The following is a 15,103-nucleotide window of genomic DNA, read 5'->3' as shown; positions in this document are numbered from 1 at the left end:
AGGCTCAACAGCCTCGGCCCGCACCGCCTTTCGGCTGCCCGCCGCCCTCCCCGCCGCTTGTCTGCCGGACGCGGGGGTACGCGCCTCTTGCACAGGCTTACGACAGGACGCGCGGCAGCCGCCCCTCCAACCGGGAAGGGAGCCCCGCCGTCCACCTACAGGAGGCGACAGCCATGGGCCTCGGCGGATGCATCATCCTCATCGCCGTGGGAGCGATCCTCACCTTCGCGACCGACTGGGAGATGGAGGGCGTCAACCTCACCGTGGTCGGCGCGATCCTCATGCTCGTCGGCGTGATCGGCACCATCGCGTTCACCAGCATCGCCCGACGCCGGCGCCTGCTCATGACGCAGAACCCGCCGGTCGTCGAAGGCGGCCGCACCCACGACGACCGCCTCATCTGACGGCGGCCGGAGCGGCGGTCAGGAGCCGGCCCCGTCCTCGTCCATCCCGGCGAGGACGAGCGCCAGCCGGTCCGTACCGTCGCCACCGCCGTCACCCTCGCCCGGCGCCACGACCCGCACGGGGACGCCCCAGTCCTGCTGGTGCACGTGGCACGCCGGATATTCGTTGGCGGGGTCGTCGTCGCACGAGGCGGCCATCGCCGACACGTGCAGGACCCCTTCGCCGATCTCCGGGTTGAGCGGCAGCTCCCGGAAGAGATCCGTGCCCGCACCGTCCCCGTCGAGCAGCAGCTCGGGCGGGGTCGCCGAGACGAGCAGCCGCGTGGACGGCCCGTACCGGGTGTCCAGCTTCTGGCCGGCCGGGGCCTGGAAGACCACGTCCAGCCGGAGCTGGCCCGGCGCGATCTCGGTGGCGGCCCGCTGTGTGCGGTGGGCGACCGCCTCGACGCGTACCGCCTCCTCCGGCAGCCTCAGCCGCGTCAGCCGGTGCCGCGCCGACTCGACCACCACGATCTCGTCCCCGGCCAGCACCGCCCCCGACGGCTCCCGCAGATCCGTCGCCACCGTGCTCACCTCGCCGGAGGCCGGGTCGTACCGCCGCAGCGCGTGGTTGTACGTGTCGCTGACCGCGACCGAGCCGTCGGGCAGGACGGTGACCGCCAGGGGGTGCTGGAAGAGGGCCTGTCCGGCCTCGCCGTCCCGGTGCCCGAAGTCGAAGAGCCCCGTGCCGACCGCCGTGTGCACGGTTCCCTCGGGGTCGACCCAGCGCAGCGCCGAGGTCTCCGAGTCGGCGACCCACAGCCGCTCGTCCCCGTCCGCCGCCAGCCCCGAGGGCTGCGCGAACCACGCCTCGGCCCCGGGCCCGTCGACCAGCCCCTCGTTGGTCGTCCCCGCCGCCACGGAGACCGCCTCGGCCGCCGGGTCGTACGTCCACAGCTGGTGCGTGCCCGCCATGGCGATCCACACCCTGCCGCCGAAGTAGGCCACGTCCCACGGTGAGGAGAGGTCCACCTCGCGGGCCGGGCCCGAGGTCGGTGAGCCCTGCCACCACTGGCGCCCGGTCCCGGCCAGCGTCGACACCGCACCGCTCGCCAGCTCGACGCGGCGCAGCGCGTGGTTGACGGTGTCCGCGACGATCACCGCGTCCGCCTCCGGGGTGAGGGCCAGCCCCTGCGGCTCGTTGAACCGCGCCTCGCCCGGCCCGCCGTCGGCCAGCCCGCGCAGCCCCTCGCCGCCGATCCGCCGGACGACGCTCTCCCCGTCGTCCGCCAGCTCCACCAGCTGGTGCCGCGTCGTGTCGCTGACCAGGAAGTTCCCCGAGGGCAGCAGCACCGCCCGCCCCGGGAACCGCAGGGCACCCGCCACCGGCTCCGGCGGCACGTACGGCCCGTCGCCGCGCCGCAGCGTCCCCCTCACCCCGTGCTCGGCCTCCAGCTCCGCCACCAGCTTCTCGATGGCGTGCGCGTGCCCCTCCCCGGCGTGCTGCGCGACGACGTACCCCTCGGGGTCGATCACCACCAGCGTCGGCCAGGCCCGCACCGCGTACTGCTTCCAGGTGGCCAGCTCCGGGTCGTCGAGCACCGGGTGCTCCACCCCGTACCGCTCGACCGCGTCCACCACGGCCTGGTGCTCCGCCTCGTGCACGAACTTCGGCGAGTGCACCCCGACGATCACCACGGTGTCCCGGTGCCGCTCCTCCAGCTCCCGAAGCTCATCGAGAACGTGGAGGCAGTTCACACAGCAGAAAGTCCAAAAATCGAGGATCACGATCTTCCCTCGGAGACCCCCGAGGCTCAGCTCATCGCCACCCGTATTGAGCCAGCCGCCCTTTCCCACCAGCTCAGGGGCGCGGACACGTGCACGCTTACTCATACGACAAGGGTGCCATCCGCCGGGGCGGGGGTCGGATACCCGCCACCCGTTCATGGACCCGACACAGTCCCGCCGCCCCGGCGGCAGGGCCGCCCCTCACCCCTCCCGCGTCACCCGCGCCCGATCGGTGAGGACCCGCCGGTACTCCCCATGCCCCGTCCGCCCCGCATGTCGCAACGCCCAGCCTTCCGCTCCCTCGGCCTGCCCGGTGCTCCCGGACCCGGCCCCACACCCCGGCTCCTCACAGAACACCTCACACGCCGGAGCCACCCCCTCCACCCGCCGCATCGTGTGCACCACAAACCGGAACACTGCCCGCCGACTCACCGGTGCCCCTCAGGATGCCGCCGCAGAAACACGTTGCAGTCACTCACAGTCGTCATGTCCCCACCGGCCCGAGCCCAGCTCCGGACACGGGCCAGCTCGGTGCAGTAGGGGCAGCCGTCGACCGGGAGCGGTTCCGGTTCCAGAGGTAAGGGGAGTTCCAGCGGGCCTGTCGTATAGCGCGTCGGCTCGGTCATACCGAAATCGTGGTGCAGGGCCACGTCACGGAACAGGGACGTAACGTCCTACTTCGGTACGCCTAATCGGCGACCCCTAGGAATTCGGCGAGCCACCGCAAGCCGGGTGGACGGCTCGGTCCATTCCAGAGATCGCGCACGATGGCGACCGCGAGTGCGTGGTGTCGCATCCAGCCCGGGGCCACCCGACGCAAGCGCTCCAATGCCCTGACCGCCTCGGCGGCATTCCCCATGTCCGTGTGCGCCCGGGCCACGTCGAGCAGGAGCCAGGTGCGCCACGACGGCGGCGTGTCCCGGCTCAGCCGCATTCCCCTGGCCAGCATCAGCGCCTCCTCCGGCCGCTCGTTCTGGACGGCGAGGCGGACGCGCTCGATCCGTACAGAGGAACGGTTGAAGACGGAGATCAGCTTGCCGTCCGCCGAGGACGGGAGCTTGGCCAAGCGTTCCGTTGCCTTCTCCGCCGTGCGCATCATGTCGTTGGCCGTGTCGTAGTCGTCGCTGCGGGCGTACGAGGTGGCGGCTGACATCAGCAGGCCGCCCCAGACACGTACGCCCTCCGCCGTGTCGGTGTGGTGGCGCTCCACGCCGTCCGCCGCGTGGACGGCCAGTGCTGTCGCGTCGTCCAGCCGCGCCTGGCGCTGGTACGCCCAGGCCACCGAGTTGGCGATCATGGGGTCGAGCAGCGGGTCGGACGAGTCGGCTGCCGCATTGTGGGCGCGTTCCAGCGCGGCCAGCGCGAGGTCGGTCTTGCCCAGGCGGATGGCCAGGTGGCCGCCGAGTTGCAGTGCCTTGCCCAGGGCTGCCTGCCCGGCAGCGCGCTCATCGGTGCTGCCGACAGCGGCCAGGAGCCGGGCGTCCTCGATGATCCCGGGCAACACCTCCATCAGGGGCCCGAACTCGGCGTCGTGGTACAGCGTCCAGCCCTGAGCGATTTCCGCCCTGACCAGGGCGACGGTGAGCCGTTCCGGCCCTCGGGGCTCGGCGGGGGCCGCGAAGAGCGGAGGCATGATCGCGCGACGCACCGCGACGAGTTGGGGCGGGTCGGCCTCCCCGCTGGACGGCACCCCGGGAGGATCGCCGAGCAGTGCCGTCAGCTCGACGCCGAGGCCGCGCGCCAGCGAGTGGAGGGTCGGCAGTCTCGCACTGTGCTTCCGCCGCTGTTCCAGCTTGCGGACCACGTCCACGGACACATCCGCGCGTGCGGACAGTTCCTCCTGTGAGTAACCGGCGACACGACGCAACCTGCGCAGCCGTTCACCCAAGTGCTCTGCAGCCATGCGGCAGACGCTACTCCCAGGCAGGGGGCGACATCGGGGACTTGTACCGTCACGGTCCGGGTACTCCGCCGCCCCCGCCGCGCGCCGCCCCCGCATTCCCGCGTCCGCAGCGGGAACCTGACCCCCATGAGATTCCTAGTGCGTGAGCGGATGTTCGCTGTCGGGGACGACTACTGGATCGAGGACGCCGACGGGCGGAAGGTGTATCTCGTCGACGGCAAGGCGATGCGGTTGCGGGACACCTTCGAGTTGAAGGATGCCGACGGGCGGGTGCTCATCGACATCCGGCAGAAGCTGGTGAGTCTGCGGGATGCGATGGTGGTCGAGCGGGGGGACGAGAAGCTCGCCACCGTGAAGCGGAAGCGGTTGTCGCTGCTGCGGAACCACTTCCGGGTCACCATGGTCGACGGGACCGAACTGGACGTCAGCGGACGCATCCTCGACCGGGAGTTCGCGGTCGAGTACGACGGGGAGCTGCTGGCGCAGATCTCGCGGCGCTGGCTGACCGTGCGGGACACCTACGGCGTCGACGTCGTCCGGGACGACATGGACCCGGCGCTGGTCATCGCGGTGGCGGTGTGCGTGATCACGCTCGCCGAGAAGGAGCGGGAGGGCTGAGGGCGGTGCCCCCAGCTCCCGCCCGGCCGCTACGGCCGCGGATCCTTCGGCTCGGCCAGCCCCAGCCGCCGGTCCTTCAGCGCCGGGAAGCGGTCGCGGGTCGCGGCGACCGTGGACGGGTCGAAGTCGACGGTGAGGATCTCCTCGTCGGTCCCGGCCTCGGCCAGCACCTCGCCCCAGGGGTCGACGACGACGGAGCGGCCGGCCTGCTCGGTTCCGGCGTGGGTCCCGGCGGTGCCGCAGGCCAGGACGTACGCCTGGTTCTCGACGGCGCGGGCGCGGGCCAGCAGGCCCCAGTGGGCGGCGCGGCGGGCGGGCCAGCCGGCGGGGATCACCAGGGTCTCGGCGCCCGCGTCGACCAGGCCGCGGAACTGCTCGGGGAACCGCAGGTCGTAGCAGGTGGCGAGGCCGAGGGTGGTCTCGGGGAGGCCGACGGTGACGAGGCTCTCGCCCGCGCCCATCAGGACGGCCTCGCCCTGGTCGAAGCCGAACCGGTGGATCTTGCGGTAGGAGGCGGCGAGGGTGCCGTCGGGGGCGAAGACGAGGGAGGTGTTGAAGAGGCGGCCCGCCGCGTCGTGCTCGGGGATGGAGCCGCCGTGCAGCCAGACCCCGGCCTCGCGGGCGGCCTCGGAGAGGGCCAGGAACGTGGGGCCGCGCAACTCCTCGGCGTGCTCGCCGAAGTGGTCGAAGGCGAAGGCGCCGGTGGTCCACAGCTCGGGGAGGACGACCAGGTCGGATCCGGATCGCTCGCGGATCAGGCCGACCGCGCGATCCCTGCGGGCGCCCACCGATTCGGCCGGGTCGACACAGAGCTGGATGAGCGAGGCGCGCACACTACCACCGTCCTGGCATTCGGGCCGTCAACACGGGCCTACGATCGTCACACGAAAGCACTGCCGGGGTGCCATGGGGAAGCGTACTGTGCTGTTCCACGAAGGGGCGCGTCGGAGGGGACCGATCACCCGGCATGTCCGCCCCTCGTCCCGAGCAGCGCGCCGCCCGCCAGCCCGACGCCCGCCAGCCGCCAGCCGTCCGTCCACTTGCTGCCGTTGTCCGACTGCCCTTGTCCGAAAGCGACCGGGGCCCGGTGGTCCGTACGATTCGCGTACGGAGACGGCCCGTACGACCGTACGGTCCGCTCGCACCGCCGTTCGCCCGCACCCGCCGCCATCCGACCGCCCGCGCACCACTCGCCCGAGGGATCACGTGAGTCTCCATCCCAGCCTTCAGTCCTACGCCGATGCCTGGACCCACTCCGTCGAAGCGATATCCGAGCTGGTCCAGCCACTTCCCGAGGCCCAGTGGAACCTCGCGACGCCGTGCCCGGCCTGGTCGGTGCGGGACCTGGTCTCCCATGTCATCGGTCTGGACTGCGAGATGCTCGGCGACCCGCGTCCGATCCACACGCTGCCCCGGGACTTGTACCACGTGCGGACGGACCATCAGCGGTACATGGAGATGCAGGTGGACGTGCGGCGCCACCACACCGGCCCGGAGATGACGGCGGAGCTGGAGTACACGATCATCCGGCGTTCGCGCCAGCTGCGGAACGAGACGCGGGAGCCGTCGGCGACGCTGCGCGGGCCGCTGGGCACCGAGCAGACCCTCGAAGCGGCCATGTACGCCCGCGCGGTGGACGTCTGGCTCCACGAGCAGGACCTCAGGACGGCCCTCGGGCAGCCGGGCAACCTCGACTCGCCGGGCGCGTACATCGCCCGCGACATGCTGCTCTCCGCGCTGGCGAAGGTGGTGGCCCGCGAGGCGGGCGCGCCCCCCGGTACGGCCGTGGTGATCGACGTGCAGGGCCCGGTGGAGTTCCTGCGGACGGTACGGGTCGACGCCGAGGGGCGCGGCTCGGTCGACGGTTCGCCCTCGCTGGGCCCGGCGGTGACGCTGAGTCTGGACTGGGAGACGTACATCAAGCTGGCGGCCGGGCGGGTGCGGCACGAGGCCGTCGGCGACCGGGTGAAGACCGAGGGCGACCCGGAGCTGGCGCAGGCGATCCTGGACAACTTCGCCGTCACGCCGTGAGCGGTCGACGGTCACTGAGTACGAGCTGAGGACGACAGGGCCCCGGCCCCCGGAATGCCCGTGGCCGGGGCCGGTTGCCGGCGCCGTCAGGCCGGTACGTGCACGGTCTCCACGCGGCTGGCGACCAGGCGCTCGCTCTCGCGGCGCAGGGCGGCGCGGCGCAGCCGCAGGATCTGCGCGGTGCCCAGCGCCTGGAGGACGAAGAGGGCGCAGAAGGCGATGCGGTAGTTGTCGCCGGTGAGGTCCAGCAGGATGCCGATGGCGAGCAGCGAGGTCATGGAGGCGGTGAAGCCGCCCATGTTGACGATGCCGGAGGCGGTGCCCTGCCGCTCCGGCGGGTTGGCCGGGCGGGCGAAGTCGAAGCCGACCATCGAGGCCGGTCCGCAGGCGCCGAGGATCAGGGCGTGCACGACCAACAGCCAGGCCGGGGCGGTCCCGGGCCAGCTCAGCACGGTGGCCCAGCTCGCGGCGGTGGCGAGGATCGTGCCGAGCACGATGACGCTCCGGGCACGGTGGTTGCGGGCGATGAGCTGGCCGTAGACCAGGCCGATCACCATGTTGGAGAGCACCACCAGGGTGAGGAGTTCGCCCGCTTCGGCGCGCGTCATGCCCTGTGCCTCGACGAGGTAGGGCAGGCCCCAGAGCAGCAGGAAGACCATGGCGGGGAACTGCGTGGTGAAGTGGGTCCACAGGCCGAGCCGGGTGCCGGGTTCGGCCCAGCAGCGGGCGATCTGGTGGCGGATGAAGGCGGCGCCGCGGTGGCCCTTGGGGACGGGCGGCGGCGCGTGGCCCTCGGGGTGGTCCTTGAGGAAGACCAGCATGAGGACGAGGACGAGGACGCCGAGCAGGGCGCTGCCGCCGAAGGCCGCCTCCCAGCCGATGCCGTGCAGCAGCCGGGCGAGGACCAGCGTCGAGACGAGGTTGCCCGCCATGCCGACCAGTCCGGCGAGCTGGCCCACGAGGGGGCCGCGCCGGGCGGGGAACCAGCGGGAGCCGAGCCGCAGCACGGAGATGAAGGTCATCGCGTCGCCGCAGCCGAGCAGAGCGCGGGAGACCAGCGCCATGCCGTAGTGCGGGAAGAAGGCGAAGCCGAGCTGGCCGAGGGTGAAGAGGATGACGCCCCAGGTCAGGACCTTCTTGGTGCCGACCCGGTCGACCATCAGACCGACGGGTATCTGCATGCCGGCGTAGACCAGCAGCTGGAGGATGGAGAAGGTCGACAGGGCCGAGGCGTTGATCTCGAACCGGTCGGCGGCGTCGAGTCCGGCGACGCCGAGCGAGGTGCGGAAGATGATCGCGACGAAGTAGACCGAGACGCCGACCGACCAGACGAGGACCGCGCGGCGGCCGCCCGGCGGGTCCAGCGGGCGGAAGCCGGAGCTCGGGTCGTCGCCCGAGGAGCCGGGAGCGCCGGGCGGGGTGGGGGTGGAGCTGGTCACCGGTCCTCCCCTCGGATGAGCTCGCGGACGCGGCCGACGTGGCTGCGGACACGGGCGGCGGCGGCCTCGGCGTCGCCGGAGCGGATCGCTTCGAGGAGCTCGGCGTGCTCGGTGAGGTTGGCGGCGATCCGGTCGGGGTGGGCCTCCATGACGGCGACGCCCATGCGCAGCTGGCGGTCGCGGAGCTGGTCGTAGAGGCGGGAGAGGATCTGGTTGCCCGCGTTGCGGACGATCTCGGCGTGGAAGGAGCGGTCCTTGTCGGAGACGGCGGCCAGGTCGCCGGCCTCGGCCAGTTCCCGCTGCTCGGCGAGGAGGAGTTCCAGCCGGGTGATGAGGGCGGCGGGGGCGGGGACGGCGCGCCGCGCGGCGTGCTCCTCGACCAGCAGCCTGGTCTCGACGACGTCGGCGATCTCCTGGGCGGAGACCGGCAGGACCAGGGCGCCCTTCTTCGGGTAGAGCTTCAGCAGCCCCTCGACCTCCAGCTTGAGCAGCGCCTCGCGGACCGGGGTGCGGGAGACCCCGACGGCCTCGGCGAGACCGCCTTCGGTGAGGAGGGTGCCGCCTTCGTAGCTGCGGTCCAGGACGGCCTGCTTCACGTGCTGGTAGACGCGGTCGGCGGCGGGCGGCTTCTTCTCGGCGGCGGTGGCGGGGGGTGCTGAAGGCATGGACACAGGATAGATACATGACCCGTACACCATCAGTGCCGCGCCTTTCGCTTCCCGGGATGTGGACGATGACTTTGCTCACACGCGGTGGGGCACGGTGTCCGCCGCCTGCCACCTGCGCCTTCCCCCCGTAGGGCCGTGGCGGTCCCAGAGCGAGCGGCTGTCACCCGGGCCCGCCAAGGCAGTGGGTGTACAACCCTTGGCCCGGTTCGGGAGTCTGCTCTGCGCACCCGGAATCCAGGGAGATCCCGGGCAAGGAACGCGAATTCGGAGCTTCCACTGTGACTTTCGGCATTTCGGGCGGTCGCCGCGCGGCCGCCGTCCTCCTCACCACGGGGGCCCTGTTGGCCGCCGGCCCCCTCGTCAGCCCCGCCGCCGCCGCCGCGACGCCCGCGCCCAAGGTCACCGCCAAGGGCGCCTTCCTGATGGACTCCGGCAGCGGGAAGACGGTGTTCAGCAAGACCGCCGACACCAAGCGGCAGATGGCCAGCACCACCAAGACCATGGCGGTCGCGGTCGTCCTCGACACCAAGGGCGTCAACCTGGACAGGAAAGTCACGGTCAAGCAGGCCTACCGTGACTACGTCACCAAGAACGGCGCCTCCACCGCCGATCTGCGCACCGGCGACAAGCTGACCGTCCGCCAGCTGCTCTACGGCGCCATGCTGCCCTCCGGCTGCGACGCCACCTACGCCCTCGCCGACACCTTCGGCACCGGCTCCACGGTCTCGGCCCGGACCAAGTCGTTCATCTCCAAGATGAACGCCAAGGCCAAGTCGCTGAAGATGACGAACACCAAGTTCGACTCCTTCGACGGGATCTCCCAGGGCGGCAACAACTACTCGACGCCGCGCGACCTCGCCAAGCTGGCCCGGCACGCGCTGAAGAACAGCACCTTCCGCACGGTGGTGAAGGCGGCCTCCACCAAGCAGAAGGCGACCGCCAAGAGCGGCGGGACGCGTACCTACACCTGGTACAACACCAACAAGCTGCTCGGCTCCTACAAGGGGGCCACCGGCGTGAAGACCGGCACCGGGACCGCTGCGGGGCCGTGCCTGATCTTCTCGGCCACCAAGAACGGGAAGACCCTGGTCGGGGTCATTCTCCATGACAACAACCGGTACGAGGACGCCGGGAAGATGCTCGACCACGGCTTCGGGACGAAGACGACGAGCACCCTCAGGGTGAAGCCGCTGCCGCAGGGAGCCCAGCAGGACTGAGGTGCTGACGCGCCGCGTTGACAGGGCGTCAGTGGTTTCACGTGAAACAGAGCGACGTTTCACGTGAAACGGGCCTATGTTTCACGTGAAACCAAGAGGGGGCGCCCGCGATGTACGGGCGCCCCCTCAGGGCGTTGCTGCTGTCAGTTACTGCCGTCGGCGGCTCATGTCCAGGTCAGCAGCCGCTTGGGGTGTTCCAGGACGGCTGCCACGTCGGCCAGGACCTTGGAGCCCAGCTCGCCGTCGACCAGGCGGTGGTCGAAGGAGAGGGCCAGGGTGGTGACCTGGCGGGGCTTGACCTTGCCCTTGTGGACCCAGGGCTGCCACTTCACCGCGCCGAAGGCGAGGATGGCGGACTCCCCCGGGTTGAGGATGGGGGTGCCGGTGTCGACGCCGAAGACGCCGACGTTGGTGATGGTCACCGTGCCGCCCTGCATGTCGGCCGGGGAGGTGCGGCCCTCGCGCGCCGTGCTCACCAGCTCGCCGAGGGCGCCCGCCAGCTCGGGCAGGGTCTTGGCCTGGGCGTCCTTGATGTTCGGGACGATCAGGCCGCGCGGGGTGGCGGCGGCGATGCCCAGGTTCACGTAGTGCTTGCGCACGATCTCCTGGTTGGCCTCGTCCCAGGCGGCGTTGACGTCCGGGTTGCGGCGGATGGCGACCAGCAGGGCGCGGGCCACCATCAGCAGCGGGTTGATCCGCACGCCGGCCAGCTCCTTGTCGGCCTTCATCTTCTCGACCAGCTTCATCGTGCGCGTCACGTCCACCGTGACGAACTCGGTGACGTGCGGCGCGGTGAACGCCGAGCCGACCATCGCCTGCGCCGTCGCCTTCCGTACGCCCTTGACCGGGATCCGCGTCTCGCGGGCGTCCGGAGCCGGGGCGGCGGAGGGCTGCGGAGCGGCGGGGGCGGCCTGCGACGGGGCGGCGGCCGGGGCCGGTCCGGGCGCGGCCGGGGCCTGAGGGGCGGCCGCCGCGTGGACGTCCTCCCGGGTGACGACGCCACCCTCGCCGGTCGGCACCACGCTGGCCAGGTCGACCCCGAGGTCCTTGGCCAGCTTGCGCACCGGCGGCTTGGCCAGCGGCCGGCCGGCGCCGGAGACCGGGACCCCGTTGGCCACGGGGGCGGCCGGGGCGGGCGCCGGAGCCGGGGCGGGCGCGGCCGCCTCGGGAGCCGGGGCGGCGGCCGGGGCCTCGGTGGCCGAGCGGCGGGCCCGGCGCTTGGTGGAGGACTCGGAGACGCCGTAGCCGACGAGGACCGGCTGGCGGCCCTTCGGCTCGGCGCCCTCGGCCTCGGCCTCGGTGGCCTCCGCGCTGTCGGCGGCGGGCGCCGCTGCCGGCTCGGGGGCCGGTGCGGCACCGCCTCCGGTGGCGACCGAGATGATCACCTGGCCGACGTCGACCGTGGTGCCCTCGGCGAACCGCAGCTCTCGCACCGTCCCGTCGAAGGGGATCGGCAGCTCCACCGCCGCCTTGGCCGTCTCCACCTCGCAGACGACCTGGCCGTCGGTGACCGTGTCGCCCGGCTGGACGTACCACTTGAGGATCTCGGCCTCGGTGAGGCCCTCGCCCACATCGGGCATCTTGAACTCGCGTACCGCCTGGGCGGATTCCGTCATCGTCGTCACGTCCCTCTCCCTCAGAACGCCAGCGAGCGGTCGACGGCGTCGAGCACCCGGTCGAGGCCCGGCAGGTACTCCTCCTCGATCCGCGCCGGCGGGTACGGCGCGTGGTAGCCGCCGACCCGCAGCACGGGCGCCTCCAGATGGTAGAAGCACCGCTCGGTGATGCGGGCGGCGATCTCCGCGCCCGTGCCGAGGAAGACCGGGGCCTCGTGGACCACGACCAGCCTGCGGGTGCGCTCCACCGAGCGCTGGACCGCGTCGAAGTCGATCGGCGACATCGACCGCAGGTCCAGCACCTCCAGCGACTTGCCCTCCTCGGCGGCGGCGTCGGCCGCGGCCAGGCAGACCTTCACCATCGGCCCGTAGGCGGCCAGCGTGAGGTCGGTGCCCTCGCGGGCGACCTGGGCGCGGTGCAGCGGGGCCGGGATGGCCTCGCGGTCGACCTCGCCCTTGTCCCAGTAACGGCGCTTCGGCTCGAAGAAGATGACCGGGTCGTCGCTCTGGATGGCCTGCTGAAGCATCCAGTAGCCGTCGGCCGGGTTGGCCGGGGAGACCACCTTGAGACCCGCGACGTGCGCGAACAGTGTCTCCGGGGACTCGCTGTGGTGCTCGACCGCGCCGATGCCGCCGCCGTAGGGGATGCGGATGACGATCGGCAGCTTCACCGTGCCGAGCGAGCGGGCGTGCATCTTGGCGAGCTGCGTGACGATCTGGTCGTACGCGGGGAAGACGAAGCCGTCGAACTGGATCTCCACGACCGGCCGGTAGCCGCGCAGGGCCAGGCCGATCGCGGTGCCGACGATGCCGGACTCGGCGAGCGGGGTGTCGATGACCCGGTCCTCGCCGAAGTCCTTCTGGAGTCCGTCGGTGACGCGGAAGACACCGCCGAGCTTGCCGACGTCCTCGCCCATGATGAGGACCTTCGGGTCGCTCTCCAGGGCGGTGCGCAGCGATTCGTTGAGGGCGCGGGCGAGCGCCAGCTTCTCCGTGGCCATGATCAGTTCGCCTTCCCGGAAACGTCGGCGTGCCCGCCGTCGGCGTCCTCGAACGACGCCTGGTACGCCGCGAACTCGGCCCGCTCCTCGTCCACGAGGGCGTGCCCGTCCGCGTAGGTGTGCTCGAACATCGCCATCGGGTCGGGGTCGGGCATCGCCCGTACCGCCTCCCGTACGCGGCGGCCGAGCGCCTCGCTCTCCTCCTCCAGCGCCGTGAAGAACGCCTCGTCGGCGTGGCCCTCGGCCTCCAGGTGGGTGCGCAGGCGCTGGATCGGGTCGCGGGCCTCCCACGACTCCCGCTCGTCGTCGGAGCGGTAGCGGGTCGGGTCGTCGGAGGTGGTGTGGGCGCCCATCCGGTACGTGAACGCCTCGACCAGGGTCGGGCCCTCGCCCCTGCGGGCGCGGGCCAGCGCCGCCTTGGTGACGGCGAGGCAGGCGAGGACGTCGTTGCCGTCGACGCGGACGCCGGGGAAGCCGAAGCCGCTGGCGCGCTGGTAGAGCGGCACGCGGCTCTGCTTCTCGGTGGGCTCGGAGATGGCCCACTGGTTGTTCTGGCAGAAGAAGACGACCGGCGCGTTGTAGACCGCGGAGAAGGTGAACGCCTCGTTCACGTCGCCCTGGGAGGAGGCGCCGTCGCCGAAGTAGGCGATGACGGCGGAGTCGGCGCCGTCCTTGGTGATGCCCATGGCGTAGCCCGTGGCGTGCAGCGTCTGGGAGCCGATGACGATCGTGTAGAGCTGGAAGTTGTTGCTGTTCGGGTCCCAGCCGCCGTGGTTCACGCCGCGGAACATGCCGAGCAGGTTGGCCGGGTCGACGCCCCGGCACCAGGCCACGCCGTGCTCCCGGTAGGTCGGGAAGACGTAGTCGTCCTGGCGGGTGGCGCGGCCGGAGCCGATCTGCGCGGCCTCCTGGCCCAGCAGCGAGGCCCACAGGCCCAGCTCGCCCTGGCGCTGGAGCGAGGTGGCCTCCGCGTCGAAGCGCCGGGTGAGGACCATGTCGCGGTGGAGCCCGCGCAGCTCCTCCGCGGTGATGTCGGCGACGTACGGGTCGTACTCGGCATCGGCGACGCGCTTGCCCTCGGGCGTCAGCAACTGCACGAGCTGGGGCTCGGCGGGGCTCTCGGCCTTCGCGCGCCCGGCAGGCTTCGCGGTCCTGGCGTTCTTGGCGGGCGTCCGCTTGGCCGGAGCCTTGCCGGACGCCTTACGGGCGGGGGCCTTGGCAGCGGTCTTGGCGGGCGCCTTCGCCGTCGCCCGCTTGGCGGGCTTCGGGGACTGCTCGGCACGGGCGGTCCGTCCGGCGTCGCCGCCGGTCTCGGTCCCGCCGCGGCGCGTCCCTCGCGCGGCACTGCTCTCCACGGTCACGTGTGCTCCTCCGTCGGTCCGGCCCCCGGGGTCCACCGGGAGCCTGGTGCCCCCTCGTCAGTGACGGGGGGAGGCTCGCCCGTCCCCGTTCGCGCACGGGGTGGGTGCGAGCCCGGGAACAAGGCGTGACAGGTGCCCCGGCGAACGCCTGTGACATGCACGTTACCCAGTGCTGCGCAAATCTGCGAAACCCCACCTGACCTGCGATTTTCCTCGGAAGTCCAAGTAAATCCGGAAAGCGGCGCACAGCTCCAGGTCACAGCCTCGCAGGGTGCCGGAACACCGGCACGTTATCCCGGCCACCCCGGGCGCGGGAAGAGTTCGCGTGCGACACTGCTTCCGTGCGCGAAGGCGGAAAAATCACCGTATTCCTTCTCGACGACCACGAGATGGTGCGACGAGGGGTGCACGAGATGCTGTCGGCCGAGGACGACATCGAAGTGGTCGGCGAGGCGGGGACCGCCGCCGAGGCCCTGGTCCGCATCCCGGCCACCCGCCCCGACGTCGCCGTCCTCGACGTACGCCTGCCGGACGGCAGCGGGGTCGAGGTCTGCCGCGAGGTCCGCTCCCAGGACGAGTCCGTCCACTGCCTGATGCTCACCTCGTACGCCGACGACGAGGCCCTCCTCGACGCGATCATGGCCGGTGCCTCGGGCTACGTCCTGAAGGCCATCCGCGGCGGCGACCTGCTCGCCGCCGTCCGGGACGTCGCCGCGGGCAAGTCCCTGCTGGACCCGGCCGCCACCGCCCGCGTCCTCCGGCGGCTGCGCGACGGCGACAGCCCGAAGGGCGACGAGCGCCTGACCGGCCTGACCGAGCAGGAGCGGAAGATCCTCGACCTGATCGGCGAAGGCCTCACCAACCGGGCCATCGGCGCCCGCCTCCACCTCGCCGAGAAGACCATCAAGAACTACGTCTCCGGCCTGCTCGCCAAACTCGGCATGGAACGCCGCTCCCAGGCGGCCGCGTACGTGGCGCGGATGCACGCGGAGCGCGGGGAGTAGGGCGCGCCCCGGCACGCCTACGCCGACGGGCCCCCGGTCGTGGTGACCGGGGGCCCGTCGGTGTGCGCGCGGTG

General features: G+C 71.9%; 14 protein-coding genes. 5 read left to right on the top strand and 9 right to left on the bottom strand.

Features of this window, described 5'->3' with window-relative positions; translation table 11 throughout:
* The first annotated feature begins 173 nt into the window (after positions 1 to 173).
* Positions 174 to 404, top strand: coding sequence for a DUF6458 family protein (locus ACFWMZ_RS21865; RefSeq protein WP_383172239.1), 231 nt, complete (start codon positions 174 to 176; stop codon positions 402 to 404).
* Between the two features lie 18 nt (positions 405 to 422).
* Here the strand turns inward: ACFWMZ_RS21865 and ACFWMZ_RS21860 are convergent, their stop codons facing one another.
* The 3 genes from ACFWMZ_RS21860 to ACFWMZ_RS21850 form a co-directional block, all read right to left on the bottom strand.
* Positions 423 to 2,276: an NHL domain-containing thioredoxin family protein gene (locus ACFWMZ_RS21860; RefSeq protein WP_383203550.1), complete on the bottom strand. Its 1,854-nt coding sequence runs from the start codon at positions 2,274 to 2,276 to the stop codon at positions 423 to 425.
* 323 nt (positions 2,277 to 2,599) lie between these two features.
* Positions 2,600 to 2,797 (bottom strand): hypothetical protein, encoded by a 198-nt coding sequence (locus tag ACFWMZ_RS21855; protein WP_383203547.1) that lies wholly within the window; start codon positions 2,795 to 2,797, stop codon positions 2,600 to 2,602.
* Positions 2,798 to 2,859: 62 nt separating this feature from the next.
* Positions 2,860 to 4,074, bottom strand: coding sequence for a helix-turn-helix domain-containing protein (locus ACFWMZ_RS21850; protein WP_383203544.1), 1,215 nt, complete (start codon positions 4,072 to 4,074; stop codon positions 2,860 to 2,862).
* A gap of 126 nt (positions 4,075 to 4,200) precedes the next feature.
* On the opposite strand from ACFWMZ_RS21850, the gene ACFWMZ_RS21845 reads away from it, so the two are divergent.
* A complete protein-coding gene (locus ACFWMZ_RS21845) occupies positions 4,201 to 4,692 on the top strand; it encodes an LURP-one-related/scramblase family protein (RefSeq protein WP_383172246.1) in 492 nt (163 codons plus the stop codon).
* 29 nt (positions 4,693 to 4,721) lie between these two features.
* Here ACFWMZ_RS21845 and ACFWMZ_RS21840 read toward each other — a convergent pair whose 3' ends face one another.
* Positions 4,722 to 5,525, bottom strand: a complete 804-nt coding sequence (locus tag ACFWMZ_RS21840) for a carbon-nitrogen family hydrolase (RefSeq protein ID WP_383172248.1) — start codon at positions 5,523 to 5,525, stop codon at positions 4,722 to 4,724.
* 373 nt (positions 5,526 to 5,898) lie between these two features.
* Here ACFWMZ_RS21840 and ACFWMZ_RS21835 point away from each other — a divergent pair, with 373 nt between their 5' ends.
* Positions 5,899 to 6,723 (top strand): maleylpyruvate isomerase family mycothiol-dependent enzyme, encoded by an 825-nt coding sequence (locus ACFWMZ_RS21835; RefSeq protein WP_383172251.1) that lies wholly within the window; start codon positions 5,899 to 5,901, stop codon positions 6,721 to 6,723.
* An 86-nt stretch (positions 6,724 to 6,809) separates the two neighbouring features.
* Here the strand turns inward: ACFWMZ_RS21835 and ACFWMZ_RS21830 are convergent, their stop codons facing one another.
* Both ACFWMZ_RS21830 and ACFWMZ_RS21825 read right to left on the bottom strand, forming a co-directional pair.
* Positions 6,810 to 8,162 (bottom strand): nitrate/nitrite transporter, encoded by a 1,353-nt coding sequence (locus ACFWMZ_RS21830; protein ID WP_383203541.1) that lies wholly within the window; start codon positions 8,160 to 8,162, stop codon positions 6,810 to 6,812.
* Positions 8,159 to 8,827 carry a GntR family transcriptional regulator gene (locus ACFWMZ_RS21825; RefSeq protein ID WP_383172256.1) on the bottom strand — a complete coding sequence of 223 codons (669 nt, stop codon included), beginning with the start codon at positions 8,825 to 8,827 and terminating at the stop codon, positions 8,159 to 8,161. The genes ACFWMZ_RS21830 and ACFWMZ_RS21825 overlap by 4 nt, the downstream gene beginning before the upstream one ends.
* Positions 8,828 to 9,108: 281 nt before the next feature.
* Here ACFWMZ_RS21825 and ACFWMZ_RS21820 point away from each other — a divergent pair, with 281 nt between their 5' ends.
* A complete protein-coding gene (locus ACFWMZ_RS21820; RefSeq protein WP_383203538.1) occupies positions 9,109 to 10,047 on the top strand; it encodes a D-alanyl-D-alanine carboxypeptidase family protein in 939 nt (312 codons plus the stop codon).
* 164 nt (positions 10,048 to 10,211) lie between these two features.
* Here the strand turns inward: ACFWMZ_RS21820 and ACFWMZ_RS21815 are convergent, their stop codons facing one another.
* Genes ACFWMZ_RS21815 through pdhA form a run of 3 tightly spaced genes read right to left on the bottom strand, consistent with a single transcriptional unit; the run spans position 10,212 to position 14,025 of the window.
* Positions 10,212 to 11,663: a dihydrolipoamide acetyltransferase family protein gene (locus tag ACFWMZ_RS21815; protein ID WP_383172360.1), complete on the bottom strand. Its 1,452-nt coding sequence runs from the start codon at positions 11,661 to 11,663 to the stop codon at positions 10,212 to 10,214.
* Positions 11,664 to 11,683: 20 nt separating this feature from the next.
* Entirely contained in the window at positions 11,684 to 12,664 is a 981-nt protein-coding gene (locus tag ACFWMZ_RS21810; RefSeq protein ID WP_383172260.1) for an alpha-ketoacid dehydrogenase subunit beta, read from the bottom strand.
* 2 nt (positions 12,665 to 12,666) lie between these two features.
* The gene (pdhA, locus tag ACFWMZ_RS21805; RefSeq protein ID WP_383172262.1) at positions 12,667 to 14,025 is read right to left on the bottom strand and encodes a pyruvate dehydrogenase (acetyl-transferring) E1 component subunit alpha; all 1,359 of its coding nucleotides are present in this window, start codon (positions 14,023 to 14,025) and stop codon (positions 12,667 to 12,669) included.
* A 341-nt stretch (positions 14,026 to 14,366) separates the two neighbouring features.
* Between pdhA and ACFWMZ_RS21800 the strand changes: the two genes are divergently transcribed.
* Positions 14,367 to 15,029, top strand: a complete 663-nt coding sequence (locus ACFWMZ_RS21800; protein WP_383172264.1) for a response regulator — start codon at positions 14,367 to 14,369, stop codon at positions 15,027 to 15,029.
* Positions 15,030 to 15,103: the final 74 nt, after the last annotated feature.

This window comes from Streptomyces sp. NPDC058373, assembly GCF_042723275.1.
Classification (GTDB): domain Bacteria; phylum Actinomycetota; class Actinomycetes; order Streptomycetales; family Streptomycetaceae; genus Streptomyces.
This window is presented reverse-complemented; position numbering and strand designations above follow the sequence as displayed.

Coding starts and splice junctions, on each gene's coding strand:
- ACFWMZ_RS21865 (WP_383172239.1), top strand. CDS start 174: ATGGGCCTCGGCGGATGCATCATCCTCATCGCCGTGGGAGCGATCCTC.
- ACFWMZ_RS21855 (WP_383203547.1), bottom strand. CDS start 2,797: ATGACCGAGCCGACGCGCTATACGACAGGCCCGCTGGAACTCCCCTTA.
- ACFWMZ_RS21860 (WP_383203550.1), bottom strand. CDS start 2,276: ATGAGTAAGCGTGCACGTGTCCGCGCCCCTGAGCTGGTGGGAAAGGGC.
- ACFWMZ_RS21815 (WP_383172360.1), bottom strand. CDS start 11,663: ATGACGGAATCCGCCCAGGCGGTACGCGAGTTCAAGATGCCCGATGTG.
- ACFWMZ_RS21810 (WP_383172260.1), bottom strand. CDS start 12,664: ATGGCCACGGAGAAGCTGGCGCTCGCCCGCGCCCTCAACGAATCGCTG.
- ACFWMZ_RS21825 (WP_383172256.1), bottom strand. CDS start 8,827: ATGCCTTCAGCACCCCCCGCCACCGCCGCCGAGAAGAAGCCGCCCGCC.
- ACFWMZ_RS21850 (WP_383203544.1), bottom strand. CDS start 4,074: ATGGCTGCAGAGCACTTGGGTGAACGGCTGCGCAGGTTGCGTCGTGTC.
- ACFWMZ_RS21845 (WP_383172246.1), top strand. CDS start 4,201: ATGAGATTCCTAGTGCGTGAGCGGATGTTCGCTGTCGGGGACGACTAC.